Origin of the sequence: Clostridioides sp. ZZV14-6153, from assembly GCF_020657855.1 — a bacterium.
Taxonomy (GTDB): Bacteria; Bacillota; Clostridia; order Peptostreptococcales; family Peptostreptococcaceae; genus Clostridioides.
In genome coordinates, this window is sequence record NZ_JAGWCZ010000016.1 from 1 (window position 1) to 21,329 (window position 21,329).

A 21,329-nucleotide genomic window follows, 5' to 3' on the forward strand; every position below is an offset into this window, starting at 1 on the left:
TATAAGGTAGTAGTGGCGAAGACACCGTCCAAGTAGCTTGGCTTTGTAACCACCTATGATTCTATCGTTTAGATAGTGTTAAGTCGTTAGCCACCAAGAATCCCCTTGCTTTAGCTATGGGGAGTGTGTCAAATAGATTCCTTTAAATAACAAAATTTATTTATTAATTTGATATTGTAATATTCTAGATATATAATAAAATCAATAATAAGAAAATCTTTTACAAATATATACTTAGGTCTTTAAATCGGAGGAAAATATTATGGATAAAAATATTAAAACAAGTAATTATAATGTTCCATTTGATTATGCACGAAAAAAACTCAAAGAATCAGACCCTCATACAATTAGTAATTTAAGTAATATTGACTTTAATAGTGATTCAAGCAAATTTAATATTGATTTTTTTGGTAGACAGTATACGGTTGATTATCCAAGTGGAGAAGTTTGGAATAGTAATGGAAGTCTCTGTAAAAATTTCGAACTTAAGATTCTAATGCTTAGGTATTTGTGTAATGCTAAAGGTATACCTCTTACAAATAAATATATAACTTTTAAAGAAGTTCCTGGAGGTAATGTTTATTATCCTAACTTTCTAAATAGAACTCTAGCAAGACTTTCAGAAATCTTTACATCTCAAATAGATAAATATAAATTAGTCATGGAGAATATTGGAGCTGAAAAAATAAAAATGGGTGACCTAGCTTATAAGTTTACATACATAGGTAATACTTCTATGATATTTATACTTTGGCTTGGAGATGATGAATTTCCACCAAATTCAAATATATTATTTGACTCTAATATAATTTATTATTTTAATGCAGAAGACTTAGCAGTTGTTCCTGATACAGCTATAGATGCAATTTTGAATAAAGTAAATCAATTATAAGCATCAATACTATTATAATAAATTTTTTGATAAATTTAGTTAGAATCTAACATGAAATGGAGTTAAAAAATGAACGTAGAAAATCAATATTTATCAGATATAGAAGAGATATTGTCACACAGATATGATAATGGTGCAGACTATTGGGCTACACCTGACAAACGTTTAATGAAAGGTTCACCTTTCACCACACTAGATAGTGTACTTTATCTATTGGAATTGGGTATGAAACCTACTGATACTTTACTTAAAGAATGTGCTGACTTGATATTTAGCACATGGAGAGAAGATGGGCGTTTTAAATTATATCCAAAAGGAGGTATTTATCCCTGCCATACAGCTAATGCAACCAATGCACTTTGCCACATGGGATATGCTTCAGATGTTAGAATCCAAAAGACGTTTCAATACTTTTTAGATACTCAGTATACTGATGGTGGTTGGCGTTGCAATAAGTTCAGTTTTGGTAGAGGTCCAGAAACTGAGTACTCAAACCCACTTCCAACACTTAATATATTAGATGCATTCCGTTTTAGCGACTATTTAAATAAAGAATCAAAACTTGATAAGGCTGTGGATTTTTTACTTGAACATTGGACAATTAGAAAACCAATCGGACCTTGCCACTATGGAATTGGTACATTATTCATGCAAGTTGAATATCCTTTCCGCAATTACAATCTATTTCTTTATGTTTATGTTTTATCATTTTATAATCGTGCAAAGAAGGATAAGAGATTTCTAGAAGCATTAAAGATACTTGAATCTAAAATGCCAGATAATCAGATTGTTGTTGAGCGTGTAGTCCCAAAGCTATCCAAGTTATCTTTCTGTAAAAAAGGTAAGCCAAGTGTACTAGCTACAACACACTACTACGAGATATTAGAAAATCTAGAAAAAAGATAATGCTATTATACATAAATAAGTATAGCTTCTTTGTATTTTTAAAGCTGCTATACTTATTTAAAATGATGTTACATAAAACATATTAAACCGGCTAGTCTAACTGATTTAAATATTCTTGTTTACTCTTTCCAATTTGTAACACAATCTCATAATTTAATTTACTTCTCCTTAAGTCAACTCCAGATATACTTTTTATCATCCCACAGTCTAGCATGTCTTCAAAGACCTTTCGAGATAAGCCAAGCTTCTCACGTAATAATGTGGATACCTTTAATTGACATGGATACTTACTTGCAATATGAACTTGTGTAAGGTCATCAATACAAATATCTTGACCTACTATTTTATATTCTGGGATACCAACTTCCGCCCCATTTCTATGTAAAAGCCCAACATTCATAGCATATTGTTTAACAAGATTATAATCATTCGTATAAAATTGTTCTAATATTTCTGGATTTAAGTTTTTTGGATTAATACGAGAATATATGGTTGAATTCCATGTAGAATCACAATTTGAGCATTTATATATTAACCAAATATCTAAATACTTATGTTGAGCATTCATTCTAAATAAATCTGAACAAATATATTCAGTCTTTTTTCCACATTTTTTGCAGTACCTAATTACTGGCAATTGGGATTTATACTCAATCTCCCAAGTAATTTTTTGCATAAATACAATTTCCTTTCTATAATATTGCTAAAATAGAAAGTTGTGAAAAGGTGGAATATAATCAAGCATTTTTTTCAAAATAGTACCTCCTAATTTTTAATAAATTTTAATTTCAATTATATACTTATATAACAAATTATTTTCTCTTAATATAGACACTACCTCTGGATTTTATTATTATATAAGCTTCTGAAATTAATTAAATTATAGCATCCACTAAAAAAAAACTATACCTTAAACATTTTTAACAAAAGAAAATAAGCCAGTATAGCTATATAACTATACTGGCTTACATTTAAATATCTTTTCTTTTTTCTTGTAATATAATTCTTTGAATACTCTTCAAAGACAGATAATATTTTTCTGATAAATATTGCAAATCATGACCAACTTGATAATCTTCATAAATTTGCATATTTCTAATTGTTAAATCTTCACGAGTAGATGTATTACTTCCCCATTCTCTTTTATTGTTTGATTTTCTGGGAATATAAATACATTCTCCATCCACATATTCTTGTATCAATTCAAGTAATTCTTCTGGTAATACATGTATTGCTTTTTTATAGCTCATTTTGCTCTCCTATTAAACAGTAATTTTTTATTAGGAATAGCAAAGGGCTATCTGTATATTAAATTTTATAGTTGCAATAGCCCTTGCTATGCAAAAATAAAGATTAAATCAAGCATAAAGTCTCACCCCTCCTTATACCACAGCAATACATATAAGTCTATCAATAGCACAAATAGTTGTCAATCAACATAATTTCTTTATTTTTTATTTATATTTGTAGTTTATTACATATCAAATTAGAATTGTTAATTAACAGAAACTTTTTACATTGATGGGTTTATTACTGAACATGGAACTCCAACTATACATTTTCCACAGATATCACATCCACCTATATAAGAATATTTTTTCTCATTTATCATGCACATTTCATAACACTTATTTCTATCAAACCCATCTTCTTTTAAAGCTTCTTTCACACATTTACTTACACACTTTTTACAACTGTTATTATGTTTATACAAGCAGTATTCCTTTTCTGGTCTTTTAGTTGGTTCTAATTTTAAACTTGTGATTATACTTCCTACCCTTCCACAACATCCTTTTTCTGTAATAAGCATATTATTTAGACCAAAAGTTCCAAGACCTGCTATGAATGCTACATGTCTTTGTGACCAATCACTAATCAATTTATCATTGTCAAAATTATATGACCCAGGAATAGCGTAGGAGTCAAACCCCATATTTCCTAGCTCTTCACATAAAAAAGTATTCAAGTCAGAAATCAATTTATTAGTTTCTATATAAGCTCTTGCCCAACTTTCTGAACATTCAAGCCCTCCAATATTACTATCATTTATGTTTTTATCAAAGGGTATAAAATATGTAATTATAGTCTTACCATCTTTCAAGAAGTCTTTTGGCATAGCATGAGATGTTCCTATAACTTTTTTTAACTGCTGAAACATTTCATCTTCAGCAGATGCATAGGCAAATAAAAGTTCTTGCCATTTTGAATTTACATTATTTGACTTATTGTAATCTTTTACAAAACGGTTCATTAATTCTTCAATTTTAGTTTTCATAATATCCCCCTAGACAATTCTATCTCTAATTTCATGTTATTATTTTATATTATATACCAGTACTCTATATTATGCTTTATCAATTGATATCAAAATAAAAAACTTCCAGCATCTAAATTAGATGCTGAAAGTCTATTTATTTCAATTATTTAATCTAACTAATTGAAATTCCTGCACTTGCATATCCTGCTACAGTATTAACTAATGAAAGACCTGAAGCTGATGCAGTAAATACTAATAGGAAACGAGTTTCTGCTGTTGCTGGTATGCTTAATCCTGTTGCTATTCCAGTGGAAATTGTTCCTACTGACAATAACCCTGTAAGTGGTGGAGCTAGTGTAACTGTTGCTCCTGGTACAGCTGTAAATGTATTATTTGGTGTAGTTGATTGGTAAAGTGTAGCTGTAATTGTAACTGTTGAACCAATAAGTGAAAGTGCTAATGTTGTACTAAAATATGCTGAAATAGATGTTATTGTTCCAGCTCTTGGCATTGAAAATGCAAAGTTAGTCAATGTTCCTGCTGGGTTTGTAAGATCTATTGTTCCACCAACTATACTTACACCTGGAGCTGAACTACCAAAACCAACAAATCCTGGTGTTCCTATTAATCCACCAGCTATAGTTGTAAGTGATAGTGGTATACCTGATGAAAAAGGTATTATTGCACTAGCTCCTGCTATTCCTGTTGCTCCTGTTGTTCCAGTTGCTCCTGTTGCTCCAGTCGCTCCTGTTGCCCCAGCTAATCCTGTTGCTCCTGTTGGACCTACTAATCCATCTGCTCCTGTTGGACCTGTTGCTCCTGTTGGACCTGTTGCTCCATCTGCTCCTGTTGGGCCTGTTGCCCCTGTTGGACCTGTTACTCCTGTTGCTCCATCTGCTCCTGTATTTCCTGTTGCTCCTGTTGGACCTGGTACTCCATCTGCTCCTGTGTTTCCTGTTGCTCCTGTTGGGCCTGTTGCTCCATCTGCTCCTGTATTTCCTGTTGCTCCTGTTGGACCTGTTGGACCTGGTACTCCATCTGCTCCTGTGTTTCCTGTTGCTCCTGTTGAACCTACTAATCCATCTGCTCCTGTTGGACCTGTTGCTCCTGTCGCTCCTGTTGCTCCTGTTATTCCTACCCCTGTTGCTCCTGTATTTCCTGTTGGGCCTGTTGCTCCAGGTGTTCCTATTGGACCTGTTGGGCCTGTTGGGCCTGCCAATCCATCTGCTCCTGTATTTCCTGTTGCTCCTGTTGGGCCTGTTGGACCTGTTGCTCCATCTGCCCCTGTATTTCCTGTTGCTCCTGTTGGGCCTATCAATCCATTTGCTCCTGTTGGACCTGTTGGGCCTGTTGGGCCTGTTGTTCCAGGTGTTCCTGTTGCTCCTGTTGGACCTATTAGACCTGTTGCTCCTGTTGCTCCTACTCCTGTTGCTCCTGTTGGACCTGTTGGACCTGTTACTCCAAATCCTGTTGCTCCTGTTATCCCGGTTGGACCTGTTATTCCATTTGCTCCTGTTACTCCTGTTGGGCCTGTTGGGCCTGTTGGACCTGTTACTCCATCTGCTCCTGTATCTCCTGTTGCTCCTGTTGGACCTGTTACTCCAAATCCTGTTGCTCCTGTTGCTCCTGTTGGGCCTGCTGAACCTGTTGCTCCTGTTGGGCCTATTAACCCTGTTGCTCCTGTGTTTCCTGTTACTCCTGTGTTTCCTATTGTTCCTGTTGGACCCATTGGTCCGGTTGTACCTGTTGGGCCTGTGGGACCTGTTCTACCTCTGGGACCCATTGGACCTGTTGGACCTATACATGATGGTGGGCAACCATGATGACAGTCACAACTATTACAACTATCGCAACCGCTATTGCAATCACCATAATTGTTATCATGGTTATTACCATCAAATGGGCCAAAATATTTATTTTTACTCATTACTTAAAGCACCTCCTAATATATTTGAGCTTTCATGCTCTCTACATAATATGTCAAAATTAGTATTATTGTGACTTATTAATAACTTTTATATTTACTAAAATAATTTTCATTGTATAAAATAGCACTATCGTTAGGTTTGATTTCTTTTGCTTTTTCATGATAAGATATGGCTTTATCCATTTCTCCTAGTTTGTCATAGCATACACTTAATTGTATACACGGCAAGTATCCATAACAATCATTTGACTTAAATCCTCCATTAATGTCATTTTTATCTCTAGTTAACGCTACCTTATACCAAAAAATAGCTTCTTTATATCTTTGTCTATCAAACAAGTGCTTTCCTATATCACAGCAAACTTCTGCTCTTGGCTCATCAAATTCAAAGCTTCTAAATAAAGAATATAAGGCACTTTTTTCATCATTAATTAAGTAATAGCATGTGGCTAAATCTCTGCAAGCACTTATACAGTCCTCAATCCACCCTTTTGACGAGTCTAAAAACTTAGTAAAACCTTCTATAGCGTCTTTATACCTTGCATTGTAATACAATTCTCTTGAGTAATAAAACTGATGTCTTGGCTCCAATATCCTACCTTCTGAAATCATTTTTTCAAAAATTCTGAGATTTCTTAAAGGGTCCTGTCTGTGAAGTTTTTTATGTGATATTGCGATGTCAGAATAAAATATTTCTCCAACAAGAGGTATTACTTCATGAATAGGGTCAACCCATTTATAATTAGAACTTCTCTTAAATAAGCGTTCTCTATAATATGATAAAGTTGGTTTTCCGTTTTCATCAAATGATACATTATATTTTGCCATGACCATATCAATAGAAGTATCTAAATTTTCCTTAACTTTTGATAATTCTTTTCTATCCTCTTCTAAAATTATGTCATCTGCATCAAGCCACATTATATAGTCTTTAGAAGCTTTAGAAAATGAAAAATTTCTCGCAACAGAGAAATCATCTATCCATTCGAAATCGTACACCATGTCCGTATATTTTGAAACTATTTCTTTTGTGGAATCTGTAGAACCAGTATCTACAACTATAATTTCATCTACTATATCCTTTACACACTCTAAACATCTGCCTATAACTTCTTCCTCATTTTTAACAATCATGCACAAACTTATTGTAATCATAATGTACAACTCCTTTGTCTTTTATATATTACAGACATAAGTAATATATGGTATTTCCTCTTATTTTGTTATTGAAAGTTAGAAAATTTTTAACGACAAAAAATCAGTAGGTAAGTTTATTTATCATGTATATTTATAGTTCATTTTTATTGAATTCAGAATTTAAATACTTCGATTTGATTGATATGTATTTTTGCGTTACCATAAGTATAAGAATATGTAAAATTTAATCATTCATACAATATAAAAAATTAAACTATTTTTGGTAGGAGGTAAATTATGAAAAAATACTTTGAAATGTTAAAATCTAGTGGAGCTGACATTGCAGTTTCAATAGACCCTAAAACGATTGTCACAGCGGCATGGACAATTTATAAGTGTCAGTTTGGTTGTAATACATATGGTCATAGTCATTGTTGTCCGCCCAGCACTCCAACTTATCAACAGACACAAGCAATAATAGATTGTTACAGAAAAGCTATTTTATTTCGATGTCACAAAATGAGTATTGTTACTCCTCTAGCTGTTGAAATAGCAAGAGAACTTTTTTTAGATGGATACTATAAAGCAATTGCTTTTGGAAGTGGTCCTTGTACAAAGTGTGCCAAATGTAATCCTGATACTTGTAGTTTTCCTAACAAGACTGCTCCATCAATGGAAGCATGTGGTATTGATGTTTTTGCTACAGTAAGGTCAAATGGACTTGAAATAAATACTTTGCGAGAAAAGGGAGAAATTCAAAATCACTTTGGTTTATTATTAGTTGATTGAAAAAATTAATATTTTCTACTCAGCTTAACCAGTGTGGTCTATAAGTTATCATATCATTACAACCACATTGGTTAATATCTCTAGAAAATATCTAAAATTGTATGTAAAATTACTATTTATTACTCATTTACTTGCCATTTTAAAAACTTCTTTTTTAAACAAAAAATAACCATGTTTATTTAAACATGATTATTTTAATATTAGTTATATACTATATATTAAGCTTTTAAAAGAGTACTCTACTCTCTTTTCTCCATTATACAATCAATTAATCCGTATTCTTTAGCTTCCAGTGCAGACATAAAATTATCTCTATCTGTATCTATTCTAATATCTTCTATTGATTTTCCAGTATTCTCAGAAAGAATTCTATCTAATTTTTCCTTTTTTCTCAATATATTATCTACTGCTATTTTTACATCTGTTGCTTGCCCTTTAACACCACCCATAGGTTGATGTATCATAATCTCTGCATTAGGTAGGGCATATCTTTTTCCTTTTGTACCTCCAGCAAGTAAAAAGGCGCTCATACTTGCAGCCATACCAATACAAATAGTTGATACATCACATCTGACATAGTTCATAGTATCGTATATAGCAAACCCTGATGTTACAACCCCTCCTGGGCTATTTATATATATAGTTATATCTGCATCTGGGTCTTCTGATTCTAAGAATAGTAATTGAGCCACTACCAAACTTGCAATAGCATCATTAATTTCTTCCCCTATAAATATAATTCTATCTTTTAATAGTTTTGAATATATATCATAAGACCTTTCACCTTGACCTGTCTGTTCAATCACATGTGGTACTAAATTCATGCTACTTTCACCTCACAATTAATATTAAAGTTGAGATAAGAATTGATTTCATCTCTTCTTCGTTCATAATTAATACTTGTATAAGAAATACACTCTACATTTTGGATTTGATGATTTGAATTTAAAACAAATCTTTGTTGAATAGGATAAAATTCATCTTTACTTCTATATATTTGTGGAGATTCTTTATATAAAGTTTTAAATGCTAATGTGAAAGACTGGTGTGTAGCATATCCAACTGTAAGAGCTATATCTATAATGTATTTATCTGTAAATACAAGTTGTCTAGCTGCTTCAGTAAGTCTCCTTCTTTTAATGTATTGATGTATAGTACATCCCACAATATTTGTAAACATTCTGTGTAAATGATATTTTGAATAACTAGCAACATCAGCTATTTTATCTAGATTTAGATTTTCTGTAAGATGTTCTTCTATATAATCAATGATTTCCATAATCACATCTGTATTTGTTTTCAACCTCATCATCTCCTTTTAAGTATTATAACTCATACAAGAATTTTCTTCTTAATATAAATTGCTATCTTAAATAAATGACTTGTATAAAAACTTAATTAATAATAAATTTACAATTTGTTGAATTACTTTCGCTATCATTTACTAATTTTATTTTTCCTATATTCTTTCAGACCTTTATTTAGTAAAATAGATTCTTTCTTATCTCTTTTACAAGTAGCAAGTGTTATACAAAGATAGATAATAAATATAGATAGTGCTATAAACAGAGCTTGAAAAATATGCCCACTATCAATCCAATTACTTTTAAATGAAAACCACATAACAAAAACAAACAGAAAAATCATATGAATTACTTGACGAATTAGTAACTCTTTTCTACCTAGTTCTCGTTTTGAATAAAAAATTAATGTGGATAGAGATGTTACCAATGCAATTAATAAAATCTGTTGGAAAATACTTATACTAAATGTCTCATCAGGGCTAAATAATAGACAAAAAGTAAAAACAGATATTAAAACTCCTGTAGTTATCATACAAAAATAACGAACTACATTCTTTAGTATATTTATTAAATTCATATTCAATCAACTCCTTTATATCCTTAGTTTTTTCTTCAACATTGGTACATATTGGCGTGAAATAATTGTCTTTTCACCATTATCTAGTATTACTTCAAATCTACCATTAAACGCTGGTACAATTGAGTCTATTTTTGTAAGATTTAATATTACAGACTTGGATATTCTAAGAAAATCACTATTTAAAAAAATTTCCTCAATCTGATAAAGCTTCTTCTTAAACTCATAAACATCATTTTTACAATAAAGATAAGTATGATTATCTACAGATTCGAAGTAATAAACATCTAAAGGATTGATACGATAGAGTTGTTCATTTTTATATGCTATAAGAGACTCTCTTTGCATCCTGATGTTAAAAATCAATTTAAGCATTTCATCATCAAGATTTCTGCATCTTATGATAATTTCATCCTCTTCTCCATCTAATGGAGTTTCAATTACTACTTTCACTCTAACACATCCTTTCTTTTGATTTCTATAAAAAGACTATACTGTATTTTCCTACTATTAATTTCTAGCTTTCTTTTCTTGATACCATAAGTATAGTAACAAAATAAAAGACTATTGCAGAAATAACTAGAAACATAATATGAATTGAAGTTTCATGCAAACTGCCAATACCACCAAATGTTACTCCCATATGTTCATTAAATACAGTCAATACATTTGTTGAATCCACAAATGTTACTTTTGATGGAGACTCCGTAATAATTTGTCTAAGTAATACAGTCCCATGTGAAATTGGAAATAACTTTATAATGGTTTGTACTGCTTGAGGTAAGCTTCCAATAGGTATATAAATTCCTGTCAAGAATCCAATAAGAGTACCTATAATCGTAGAAGCAGTTGCAAATGTATCTATGCTATTTAACAAATTTACAATAAAAAATATCATTGCACTAGATGATAAAACTGTTAATAATATTACACCAATGACCTTTATAATAGAAAGCATAGGTAAAAATTGTCCCCCACTTAATACAATATATATCTCTGCAAGTATAAATGTAAATATACTCATAATTACACCAATTAAATATGAACTTAAAATATATCCTCCTACCAGCTCTCTCATCTTAACAGGCGAACAATAAAAATCTTTGGTTCTTTTTAATTCCTTATCCAATACTGTAACTCCAAATGAACCCATTGTTGTAGTTACAGAAACAACAGAAATAATTCCTGCCATTGCCCAACTATTCATTAATATATCTATGTCTTTAATATTTGGATAACCTTCCTTCAAATTTTCTCCTAAAAAAATAACATATATAGCGATTACAATTATTGCACCTAAAAAAGATGAAAATACGCCTCTTTTATTTCTTAAAAAAATCATTATATTTCTTTGTGCTATATTAAACATTTTTTTCACCTCTATTTCTAACTATATTCAAAAATACATCATCTAAATTATTTGCTTTGTATTTATATTTTAGTTCATGAGGTGAACCTTTTGCTGTTATAACACCATAATCAAGCATTACAATATAATCAGCTTTTGAAGCCTCCTCCATATAATGGGTTGTAAGAACTATAGAAAAACCATATTGTTTTTGTAATTTTAATATAGTATCCCATACACATTTTCTAGCTTCTGGGTCAAGCCCTGTTGTAGGCTCATCTAGAAACAGTATTTTAGGAGTATTTAAAAGAGCTCTTGCTATATCAGCCCTACGCTTTTGACCTCCAGACAATTTACCATATGGTCTATCTATAAATTCCATAGCTCCTACAGATAAAGCAGATTCATGCACAATTTGTCTTACTTTATCTTTATTCTTAATATAAAATTTTGCACGAATTGTAAGATTCTCTCTTACTGTCAAGAGTGGGTCTAGTATACTTTCTTGAAATACTACTCCAATTTTTTCTTTAATCTTATTATCCTCTACACCTAACTTATGCCCATCTATAATCACTTCTCCACTATCATAATTCAATAATGTACAAAGAATATCAATTGTTGTAGATTTTCCAGCACCATTAGCTCCCAGTAATGCAAACAAATTACCTTCCTCTACATAAAAATCAATCCCTTTCACAACTTTAAAAGCATCATAGCTTTTTTGCAAATTAATTACTTCTATTATCTTATTCATCCATTTCATCTACCTTCCTTAATTGATGATTTCAGAATACAATAAGTAATTTGTCCACACAATACAATTAGAAGTATGTAGTATAAATGAATATGTGAGTTGTAAAAAAACTAAAGTAAAATACATACCTAAAAATAAGCTATTGTAAAAACATTCCCTATACATCTTGATTTGTATGTATTATTTTGCTAAGTATTCTTACTCCCTGTTCAATTTCATCAAAAATAAGATGAGCATATCCTAGGACAACTTCATGGTCATATTCTACTTTACTCTCAATTGCATATTGCTGTACAGGATAAATCATAAATTTGTCTTGATAATGATATGTCACTATTTCTATTAATTGTAATCCATATTTTAATACCTCCAAAAGTGGTTCTATAAAATTACTATAAAAATGGAACTACAAAATCCACTTTTTACTTGCTAAGATTATACCATAAAACAAAAAATAAAAAGGAGTCTAAATTATGTTAGAAATATCAAATAGAGTAAAAGAAATTTATCCCAATATTAAATTTGGAGTTATGATTGTAAATATGACCTATTCAACGCCTAATGAAGAAAATTTTTTACTTCTTAAAACCTCTGAAATTGAAAATATTATTGCACAAAATCCTGAATACAATCGTAAAGAAAAGATTAAAACAGAACCTCTTTCCAACTACATAAAGTATTATAAAAAATTTAAGAAAACTTATCCTGTATTACTTCAACTAGAATCCCTTTTACTAAAATCAAAAGGTATTCCAAATGTAAGTCTACCTATTCAAGCAATGTTTTTAGCAGAATTAAAAAATCTTCTTCTAACAGCAGGACATGACCTTGATAAAATAGAATCACCTTTAAAAATAGATTTAGCAAATGAAAATGAACATTTTTATGGTATAGGAGAAAGAGAGCAAACTCTAACAAGAGACGATTTATTTTTATCAGATAACCTTGGTATACTATCTAGTATTCTTAATGGACCAGATAATCGTACAAAGATTACAAAAGAAACTAAAAATATTCTATACTTTGTATATGGCCCTGATGGAGTTTCTGAAAAACAAATTTATGACCACCTAAGCGATATAAAAGATTATATTTTAAGTGGTTTTCCAGACTCGAAAATTGATTTAATTGATGTATTTTAATTAATATCGATGTATTTTTATTAATATAATGAAAATTTAAGTTTAGTGGATATTCAAAGTATTAGTAGGTATTCTAAGTAATTAAAATAGTGAAGTATACATCATTGTTCAATCAGATATATACTTCACTAAAATTAATTTTATATAAGCATTAACTTTTTATAGAACTTTATTTAAAAAAATAACTCATTATACATCTCATATAGATAACTTACTTTTATATCTAAAGAGTTTCATAAGAAACAATTTCATTTAAAGGAAGACGAGTTTTATCATGTCTATTTGGGCTTTCTGGTGTTCCAGCCTCATATCCTATTAGTAATATGTTTACTGGTTCAAGATTATCTGACAAATTAAATTCTTCTTTAATTACATCTGGATTAAAATAACATACCCATACACTCGCTAACCCAAGTTCAGTTGCTTGTAACATCATGTGGTCGGTGATTATACTTGTATCAATATCTGTAAGTTGTTTACCATCAAAAGGTCTTGTCCAAACTTTATCCTTATCTCCACATACGATAATTGCTAATGGTGCATCATATATATTTGCAGCCTTAGAAACTTTATTAAGACCCTTTTTTTCTTGTATTACAATTAATCTTTGAGGCTGACGATTACCCCCTGTTGGAGCTATCCTAGCAACTTCTAAAATTTTATCTAGTTTTTCTTTTTCAACCTTTTTATCCTGATAATTACGACAAGAATATCTTTTTTTGGCGATTTCAACAAAATTCATTTATTTCCCCCCTATCATTTTATTGGGCTAAGTTGATGATTTATTTAACCTATGCTATAATCTTATCACTATAATTATATATTACAATAATGCACTTTTTTGTAACATAGTACCAAAAAGGGTACTTCAAAATATATTGAGAGGTCTAAAAAAATGAAAAAATGTTCAAGTAATTACAGTTGTCCTATAGAAGCAACACTTGCATTGATTGGTGGTAAATATAAAACACTTATCCTTTGGCATCTTAAAGATACCACATTAAGATTTAATGAACTTAGAAAATTAATTACTAAAGCAACTCCTAAAATGCTAACTCAACAATTACGTGAATTAGAAACAGATGGTTTTATTATAAGAGTTGTTTATCCTGTTGTACCTCCAAAAGTGGAATATTCATTATCCGATTTTGGAAAAAGCATTATTCCTATTTTAGATGTTATGTGTGATTGGGGTTCTGATTACTTAAATAAACTTTAATTTATTATAATTTAAATCCCATAGCTAATTTTACAACTTCCATATGTTCCTTAGATGTCAACATTTCTAAAAGCTTAAAAGCTACATGTGGTGCGGTTTCTGGACAATATGAAGTTATAATATTTCTATCTACAACAATTGGCTCATTGACTACATTTACATCAAATTCACTTAACTGTTTTTGTCTTTGACCATCTTTTAAATGATATGTAGTAGCTTTACGATTTTTTAAAACACCGCTTTTACCAACAGGTAAAGCTGCTACACAAATAGTAGCAATTATCTTTTCCTTTGTATCAAACTCTCTTATTAAGTTTAAAAAAGATGTATCATATGCTTCATCATAAAATCCAAACTCTTCAAATCCTCCAGGAATAGCTAAAGCATCATAATCATCTACACATATTTCATCTATTGTTTTGTCAACTAATACTGGAACATTAAATGTGCTTACAACTTGCTTTTTAAATCCACCAGTTACTACATCTATATCGTAATCATAATCATTTCTAGCCCATCCCATAACATCTACAAATACGCTAAATTCCATAGTTTCAAAACCTTTTGCTAAAAAAACTAAAACTTTCATATTGTATTTTCCTCCTAAAAATATGTAATAAAGTAGGTATTAATATAATCACCATTTAAGTCTATGCTCATCTAAAAAATATCTTTGATTGTATTAATTTCCTCTTTAATTGTTGATAAAACAATGGTTGTATTGGCTTTCTGGATTCCTCTGATTTTTTTCAAAGTTATTGCTATAAATTCTTCAAGTTCATTTGTATCCTCTGCTAATACTTTTATTAAATAATCATATTCTCCTGAAATGTGATGACATTCTAATACAGTGTCATACTCCAATATAGTCTTCTTAAACTCTTCTATACTTTTAGATAAATCTGTATTGATAAATATGAAAGCTAAAAGTTTATATTTTGTTTTTTCTCGATTGATTTGAATAGTATACTTTTGAATTATATTTGACTGTTCAATTTTCTTTATACGCTCTGAAACTGCTGGTATTGATAGATTAACTTGTCTACTTATTTCAGAAGTTGAGGCTCTACTGTTCTTTTTTAGAGAATTAATTATTTTTAAATCTATCTCGTCTATATCTATTCACCTCCTTAATTATTTAGTATAATTTTAGCTAATAATTTAAAATAAGTAAATAATTTAAATTATTTCAATAAAATTTAATGAAAATTAATACTTATCATTAAATTTTTAAACTAATTAAATATAACATACATAATACACTTAAAATATTTAAACTAAATTAATGTTAGTATTTTTATTGTATATCAACTCAATTTTCTAAGTGTAAAGCTAATACTCTTCAAATTATTATTTTATAGTAACAAACTTTTTTATTTTATAAAAAAAGTAATGATTATAATTTATATATTTATAAAATTACAATCATTACTTAGTAATTAATATTAGATGTATTTCTCTACATACATATATTATATATATTCTTTTATATACCTTTAAATTTATCTACGTTTTTAAGAAATGTATCTTTTGGCATAGGCTTTGCATACAAATAACCTTGTGCATAATAACAATCAATACTCATTAAAAATTCTGCTTGTTCTATCCTCTCAACCCCCTCACAAATTACCTCTAATCCCAAGTCATTTGCCATCTCAACTACTTTACTAATAATCTTACCTACTTTACCTTTTCCTTCAGAATTATCTAAGAGAGATTTATCTATTTTAAGAATATCTACAGAAACTTGATTTAGAAGATGTAATGAAGAATATCCAGAACCAAAATCGTCAACAGAAATTAAAAAACCAAGCTCCTTAATCTCATTTATCATATCATTTGATATACTATCATTTTCAAATAGACTTTCAGTTATCTCAAGTTCAATTACACTTTTAGGTATATCATATTTAGCAAGCAAATTTTGTAATCTATTTATATAATCTTTTTTCTGAAAATGTACTCTTGATTGATTTACAGAGATTGAAATGGGTTTAACTCCAGAATCTATCCAAAACCTTGTCAACTTACATACTTCTTCTAACACAAAAAAATCAACATCTATAATTCCACCACTCTTTTCAAGTATAGGAATAAATTCTCCTGGAATCATAAATCCAAGTTCTTTATGATTCCACCTAACAAGTGCTTCTGCACCAATAATGTTATTTGTTCTCATATCAAACTTAGGTTGATAATAAACCTGAAATTCATTATGTTCTAATGCATAATCTATTCTATCAACAATCTCTTTTTCTTTGTTAAGACTTTCTCTGAGAGATTCATCAAAATATATAATAGATGAATTACTTCTTTTTGCTTTTCTTCTAGCAATTTCAGCATAATCAATAGCTTTTGTAATAACAATGTCTTCATCTTTGATAATATATACTCCAAAGTTTGCCTTTACTTTAATGCCAAGCCCCTTAACTTCAAAGTATGAAGTACTTTTACTTATATCAATAAGAGTTAATTCCAAATCTTTTTTTAAATCATAAGGTAAAAGTAAAAGAAAATGGTCCGCTTTTACATGAGCTATTAATGCCCTGTCTCCAATAACTCTATTCAAAACTGATGCAATTTCTTTTATAATCATATCTCCAGAATCTCTACCATAATTTTCATTTATGATAGCAAACTTAGATATATCAAAAGCAATTAATGCATAAAATTTTTCTCTATGCTTTTCTAGAACTCGTGGTGCTTGTTCTTCAAATCCATTGTAATTCCAAACTCCATTCTCTATATCTTTAAATGCCAAATTAAAAATATGAGTGGAATGTCTTTTGTTGATTGCAATAACATAAGAAAGTACTGCTATTATAACTAAAAAGAAACAAAAAGAAATTAAAACTGTTTGAACTGGATGCTGATGAATATACTGTGATAAACTAATTTTATAGTCTTGAAAAATTGTATGCTTTGCAATAATTTCTGAATACTCATCTTTATTAAGTGCATTTATTCTCTTATCCAAAATGGAATATAATGTTGGATTTATATTTTTTCCAACACCTAAAGATATATTAGTTTTATAATCATTAACTAGAATTGCTTTTAAATTATTATAATCTTTTTGTATATAGTCTTCAGCAGAATATGTATTTACAAATGCAGCATCTGCATCTCCACTTTTCACTGCATTTATAGCTTTTTCTTCAGATTTATATCTTTGAATGTTGATACCTTTATAGTGTTCTTTGAGATACTCATCATTGAATGTATCGCTCTCAGCAACAGCTATATTATCAAATTTAGTATTTTTGTAATTTTTAGTTATCATGCTATAGTTCAATGTCATATAAGGAGATGTAATCTTAATTCCATTCTGCTCTGCCCATCCATAATCTGAATTAAAAAAACATATAACATCTGCCTTCCCCTCTTTTACCATATCAATCGATTCTTTATATGAATTAGCTTTTACATAATCTATACTTAATCCAAGATCTTTTACAATTAAATTAAATATATCTGGTACAATACCTTTAAGTCCACCTGTATCTAAATATGATAATGGATAGGAGTTTGGCATACTTACTACACGTATATTATTATTTCTTTTTAAGTAATCTCTTTCTTCCCTAGAAAGAATAGATGTATCTTTATTACTAGACTGATAGTACTTACTATATAAATTAAACTTATATGCCGGATTATCCATTTCAATATCTTCTAAAGCTTCATTTACCTCTTGTAACAGTTCATTATTGCCTTTTTTTACAATACAATAAAATGGAGATGGAGAAAATTGCGCAATTACGTTTTCGTTTTTGACTTTTCTCAAACTACTAGTTAATATTGCATCTACTTTTTCACTTTTTAATGCATTTTCCAATTCTTCCTGATTTTTAAAATATTTAGATGTGTAATTAAATCCTTTTTCATTTGCAAATTTCTTTAAATGTTCATTTCTACTATTTCCATAAAGTAGTCCAACCTTTATTCCATTAAAATTTTTATAATCATTTGGTGTATACTTTGAGTTTCCGCTTTTTACTGTAAGTCGTGCATAACTACTTCCCATAGGTACTTCTGAAAAATCAAATTTCTCAGCACGTTCTTTTGTATATTGTGCAGAAGTAAGTAAGTCAATCTGTCCATTTTCTAACATAGTTTGACACTCTTCCCATGTACCAGATACATATTCATATGTCCAACCAGTATGCTTTGCAATCTCATGAAGATATTCATATCCATACCCATTTCTATTTCCATTTTTATCATAATCATGATATCCTTCAAAATCAAAAAAACCTACTTTTATAACACGACTTTCTGTCTTTGCAAGTGATTGTATTGGAAAACACATAAATATCATACAATTAATTAAAAATATGATGAAAATCAGTCTCTTAATTGACACAAACTTTAGCCCCCCCCTCATATAAAATCTTCTCTCAAATTATTTATAATCATTCTAATAATAAATTACTTAGATTTATATCATGCATAAACTTATCATTACACTTAATACTAAAAAAATATATGTTTATCTAAGAATAAATAAACATATATTTTTAGTGATTACTCTGAAAGTATAACTTTATATAGTCATTATATATTTTTATTTATTATAATTATATAAATATCTTAGCATACCATTGAAAGTTCAACAATACTACACCTTTGATTTTATAAGTTGCAATATTTTATGAATATACTTTGCACTGACAAAACAGGAACTTTGACTCAAGATAAAGTAATCTTAGAATACTCTCTTGATATTCATGGAAACTAACACTTTTAACAACAATCGGAATTACAATTGGGACTATTATACCTTATACACCATTTGGAAATGCTATTGGTATGATTCCACTTCCAAATATTTACTTTATCGGGTTGATTTTTACTATCTTATCTTATATGGTATTAGTAACTATGTTAAAAAAAATCTTTGCAAAAAAATATGGAGAATTGCTATAATTTAAACCTATTGTATTATAAAAGTTGTCATGTAAAAATATCTTTTATATTGACTATGATTAAGTATTATGATACCATGATTTAAGCTATAATTAGTGATATATGTATTAAATTAAATAAGAAAAAATCAAAAGTACAATAGTACAATTTAAATATAAATGAATTAGAATTAATATTGAGATTAGGATGTGAACAATTATGATTTATATAAAATTAGTTAAACTTGTTAGAAAACTTAACTCTACACAAATGTATACGATGAAGCGTTGTGTAGAGGTTAATCTGGAAGCTTAAAGCTTCTATCTTCATCGGCAAATATAGGTTTAGTGTAGTTTTTTAACTATGCTTATTTAAATTTACCTATTTGCCGATAGATATATAGATTTTACGGCCATAGATAGCAATGCTTATCTATGGCCTTTTGTTTTTCCAAAAGCAGAGGTCGGCATTTTATAATGCTATTCCTCTGCTTTTTTTATTTTCATAAAATTTTTATAGTAAAAAAGGAGTTTGAATTATGAGTTTATTAAAAGTAAATAATTTATCACAATGTTTTATGGATAAATCACTGTACGAAAAAGCTGACTTTGATTTATTCAAAGGCGAACATATAGGTGTGGTTGGCCAAAATGGTGTAGGTAAAAGCACCTTAATTAAAATTTTATTAGGAGAAGTTATCCCTGATACAGGAGAGATTAAGTGGCAACCTAATATTAAAATAGGTCATCTGGACCAATATGCAGATATTAATAGAGATACAACAATATCTCTGTATTTGCACACTGCATTTGAAGACCTCTATACAATAGAAAAAGAAATGAATTTGCTATATCAGGAAAGTGCTATATCTGGAAATGAGCAACAACTTATTAAGGCATCAACTTATCAAGAGCAATTAATAGCAAGTGATTTCTACTCTATAGACAATGAAATAAATAGGGTAGCAAATGGTCTTGGACTAGATTCAATAGGAATGAATCGTATTATTGGGGAACTTAGTGGAGGTCAAAGAGCAAAAGTAATTATGGCAAAATTATTACTTTCTAATTATGAAGTTTTATTATTAGATGAACCAACAAATTTTTTAGACAAAGAACATGTTGAATGGCTTGCCAATTATCTAAATACATTTAGAGGTGCATTTATTGTAGTCTCACATGATTTTGACTTTCTAGAAAAAATCTCCACAGGTATTCTCGATATAGAATTTGGAATGATTAAAAAGTATCATGGAAAGTACTCAGAATTTCTTAAACAAAAATCACACTTAAGGGAGGATTATATTAGAAAATATCAAGCACAACAAAAGAAAATAGAAAAAGAAGAAACATTTATACGTAAAAATAAAGCTGGTGTAAATTCAAAAATTGCAAGAGGAAGACAGAAACAATTGGATAGAATAGAAAGAATAGCTCCTCCTAACTTTACAGGAAAACCGTGTATCCAATTTGCAGAAATTGAAATGTCTGTACAAAACTCACTTACAGTAACTAATCTTGAAGTTGGATACTATTATCCATTACTTCCAAAATTAAATTTTTCTGTTAATGCAGGTCAAAAAATAGTTATAACTGGATTCAATGGAATTGGTAAATCCACTTTGCTAAAAACATTGGTTAAAGATATTCCTTGTATTTCTGGAAACTTCATCTTCTCAGAGCAGATAAAAATTGGTTATTATGAACAGGATTTAAAATGGGAAAATCCTACTAAAACACCACTTCAAATAATGGCAGATAAGTATCCAAAATTAAGTACAAAAGAAATCAGACGCTCTTTAGCCAAGTGTGGTGTAAAAGAAGAACATGTTTCAAGAAGTGTTTCCACTCTAAGTGGAGGTGAACAGTCTAAAGTTAAATTATGTTGTATGATGCTATCCCCTTGTAATTTCTTGATTTTAGACGAACCAACTAACCACTTTGATGCAGAAACAAAAGATGCTTTACAAAATGCTTTGAAACAATTTAAAGGAAGTATTATTTTGGTTTCTCACGAAGAAAAGTTTTATAAAGGTTGGATTGACAAGGTATTTAATATAGAAAAACAATTGATATAAATTCCTATACTATTAGGAGATATTATGTTTATTGACAATACTAATTATTAATTATTTTTAATATTTCAGTATCTCTTGTATTTGTTATA

The 21,329-nt window shown here is 29.4% G+C and carries 22 protein-coding genes; 6 read left to right on the plus strand and 16 right to left on the minus strand.

Annotated features, from left to right (window positions below; all coding sequences use genetic code 11):
- Positions 1 to 262: 262 nt before the first annotated feature.
- Positions 263 to 892 (plus strand): DUF3786 domain-containing protein, encoded by a 630-nt coding sequence (locus KGF46_RS16245; protein ID WP_227830368.1) that lies wholly within the window; start codon positions 263 to 265, stop codon positions 890 to 892.
- 69 nt (positions 893 to 961) lie between these two features.
- Positions 962 to 1,798, plus strand: a complete 837-nt coding sequence (locus tag KGF46_RS16250) for a prenyltransferase (RefSeq protein WP_227830367.1) — start codon at positions 962 to 964, stop codon at positions 1,796 to 1,798.
- 91 nt (positions 1,799 to 1,889) lie between these two features.
- Here KGF46_RS16250 and KGF46_RS16255 read toward each other — a convergent pair whose 3' ends face one another.
- The 5 genes from KGF46_RS16255 to KGF46_RS16275 all read right to left on the minus strand — a co-directional run bounded on the left by KGF46_RS16255 (position 1,890) and on the right by KGF46_RS16275 (position 7,137).
- Positions 1,890 to 2,474: a DUF1062 domain-containing protein gene (locus KGF46_RS16255; RefSeq protein WP_227862162.1), complete on the minus strand. Its 585-nt coding sequence runs from the start codon at positions 2,472 to 2,474 to the stop codon at positions 1,890 to 1,892.
- Positions 2,475 to 2,769: 295 nt separating this feature from the next.
- Positions 2,770 to 3,048 (minus strand): CD3324 family protein, encoded by a 279-nt coding sequence (locus tag KGF46_RS16260; RefSeq protein WP_227830365.1) that lies wholly within the window; start codon positions 3,046 to 3,048, stop codon positions 2,770 to 2,772.
- A 263-nt stretch (positions 3,049 to 3,311) separates the two neighbouring features.
- On the minus strand, positions 3,312 to 4,073 hold the full coding sequence (locus KGF46_RS16265; protein ID WP_227830364.1) for an epoxyqueuosine reductase: 762 nt from the start codon (positions 4,071 to 4,073) through the stop codon (positions 3,312 to 3,314).
- 154 nt (positions 4,074 to 4,227) lie between these two features.
- Complete coding sequence (locus KGF46_RS16270) at positions 4,228 to 5,982, minus strand: exosporium glycoprotein BclB-related protein (protein ID WP_227857099.1); 1,755 nt, start codon at positions 5,980 to 5,982, stop codon at positions 4,228 to 4,230.
- A 78-nt stretch (positions 5,983 to 6,060) separates the two neighbouring features.
- Positions 6,061 to 7,137 carry a glycosyltransferase gene (locus tag KGF46_RS16275; RefSeq protein WP_227862163.1) on the minus strand — a complete coding sequence of 359 codons (1,077 nt, stop codon included), beginning with the start codon at positions 7,135 to 7,137 and terminating at the stop codon, positions 6,061 to 6,063.
- A gap of 279 nt (positions 7,138 to 7,416) precedes the next feature.
- Here KGF46_RS16275 and KGF46_RS16280 point away from each other — a divergent pair, with 279 nt between their 5' ends.
- Positions 7,417 to 7,908, plus strand: a complete 492-nt coding sequence (locus KGF46_RS16280) for a DUF2284 domain-containing protein (RefSeq protein ID WP_227862164.1) — start codon at positions 7,417 to 7,419, stop codon at positions 7,906 to 7,908.
- Positions 7,909 to 8,147: 239 nt separating this feature from the next.
- Here KGF46_RS16280 and clpP read toward each other — a convergent pair whose 3' ends face one another.
- From clpP to KGF46_RS16315, 7 genes are all read right to left on the minus strand, one after another.
- Positions 8,148 to 8,732: an ATP-dependent Clp endopeptidase proteolytic subunit ClpP gene (gene clpP, locus KGF46_RS16285; protein ID WP_227830360.1), complete on the minus strand. Its 585-nt coding sequence runs from the start codon at positions 8,730 to 8,732 to the stop codon at positions 8,148 to 8,150.
- Positions 8,729 to 9,211: a helix-turn-helix transcriptional regulator gene (locus KGF46_RS16290; protein ID WP_227850898.1), complete on the minus strand. Its 483-nt coding sequence runs from the start codon at positions 9,209 to 9,211 to the stop codon at positions 8,729 to 8,731. Before KGF46_RS16290 ends, clpP begins: the two co-directional genes overlap by 4 nt.
- Positions 9,212 to 9,345: 134 nt before the next feature.
- Positions 9,346 to 9,789, minus strand: a complete 444-nt coding sequence (locus KGF46_RS16295; protein ID WP_227862165.1) for a DUF3021 family protein — start codon at positions 9,787 to 9,789, stop codon at positions 9,346 to 9,348.
- A 15-nt stretch (positions 9,790 to 9,804) separates the two neighbouring features.
- The gene (locus KGF46_RS16300; RefSeq protein WP_227862166.1) at positions 9,805 to 10,242 is read right to left on the minus strand and encodes a LytTR family DNA-binding domain-containing protein; all 438 of its coding nucleotides are present in this window, start codon (positions 10,240 to 10,242) and stop codon (positions 9,805 to 9,807) included.
- A 64-nt stretch (positions 10,243 to 10,306) separates the two neighbouring features.
- Positions 10,307 to 11,158 carry an ABC transporter permease gene (locus KGF46_RS16305; RefSeq protein ID WP_227857101.1) on the minus strand — a complete coding sequence of 284 codons (852 nt, stop codon included), beginning with the start codon at positions 11,156 to 11,158 and terminating at the stop codon, positions 10,307 to 10,309.
- Positions 11,151 to 11,903, minus strand: coding sequence for an ATP-binding cassette domain-containing protein (locus KGF46_RS16310; protein ID WP_227830356.1), 753 nt, complete (start codon positions 11,901 to 11,903; stop codon positions 11,151 to 11,153). The genes KGF46_RS16305 and KGF46_RS16310 overlap by 8 nt, the downstream gene beginning before the upstream one ends.
- Before the next feature lie 148 nt (positions 11,904 to 12,051).
- Entirely contained in the window at positions 12,052 to 12,267 is a 216-nt protein-coding gene (locus tag KGF46_RS16315) for a hypothetical protein (protein WP_227843034.1), read from the minus strand.
- Positions 12,268 to 12,367: 100 nt separating this feature from the next.
- Between KGF46_RS16315 and KGF46_RS16320 the strand changes: the two genes are divergently transcribed.
- Entirely contained in the window at positions 12,368 to 13,036 is a 669-nt protein-coding gene (locus KGF46_RS16320) for a phenylalanine--tRNA ligase beta subunit-related protein (protein WP_227830354.1), read from the plus strand.
- Between the two features lie 223 nt (positions 13,037 to 13,259).
- Here KGF46_RS16320 and KGF46_RS16325 read toward each other — a convergent pair whose 3' ends face one another.
- On the minus strand, positions 13,260 to 13,778 hold the full coding sequence (locus tag KGF46_RS16325; RefSeq protein ID WP_227830353.1) for a nitroreductase family protein: 519 nt from the start codon (positions 13,776 to 13,778) through the stop codon (positions 13,260 to 13,262).
- Positions 13,779 to 13,931: 153 nt separating this feature from the next.
- Here KGF46_RS16325 and KGF46_RS16330 point away from each other — a divergent pair, with 153 nt between their 5' ends.
- Positions 13,932 to 14,255, plus strand: a complete 324-nt coding sequence (locus KGF46_RS16330; RefSeq protein WP_227830352.1) for a winged helix-turn-helix transcriptional regulator — start codon at positions 13,932 to 13,934, stop codon at positions 14,253 to 14,255.
- 4 nt (positions 14,256 to 14,259) lie between these two features.
- Here the strand turns inward: KGF46_RS16330 and KGF46_RS16335 are convergent, their stop codons facing one another.
- From KGF46_RS16335 to KGF46_RS16345, 3 genes are all read right to left on the minus strand, one after another.
- A complete protein-coding gene (locus KGF46_RS16335) occupies positions 14,260 to 14,844 on the minus strand; it encodes a DJ-1/PfpI family protein (RefSeq protein ID WP_227830351.1) in 585 nt (194 codons plus the stop codon).
- A 71-nt stretch (positions 14,845 to 14,915) separates the two neighbouring features.
- On the minus strand, positions 14,916 to 15,377 hold the full coding sequence (locus KGF46_RS16340) for an Lrp/AsnC family transcriptional regulator (RefSeq protein ID WP_413894772.1): 462 nt from the start codon (positions 15,375 to 15,377) through the stop codon (positions 14,916 to 14,918).
- Between the two features lie 364 nt (positions 15,378 to 15,741).
- Positions 15,742 to 18,621, minus strand: a complete 2,880-nt coding sequence (locus KGF46_RS16345; protein WP_227830350.1) for an EAL domain-containing protein — start codon at positions 18,619 to 18,621, stop codon at positions 15,742 to 15,744.
- Positions 18,622 to 19,701: 1,080 nt separating this feature from the next.
- On the opposite strand from KGF46_RS16345, the gene KGF46_RS16350 reads away from it, so the two are divergent.
- A complete protein-coding gene (locus KGF46_RS16350) occupies positions 19,702 to 21,240 on the plus strand; it encodes an ABC-F family ATP-binding cassette domain-containing protein (protein WP_227850903.1) in 1,539 nt (512 codons plus the stop codon).
- Positions 21,241 to 21,329: the final 89 nt, after the last annotated feature.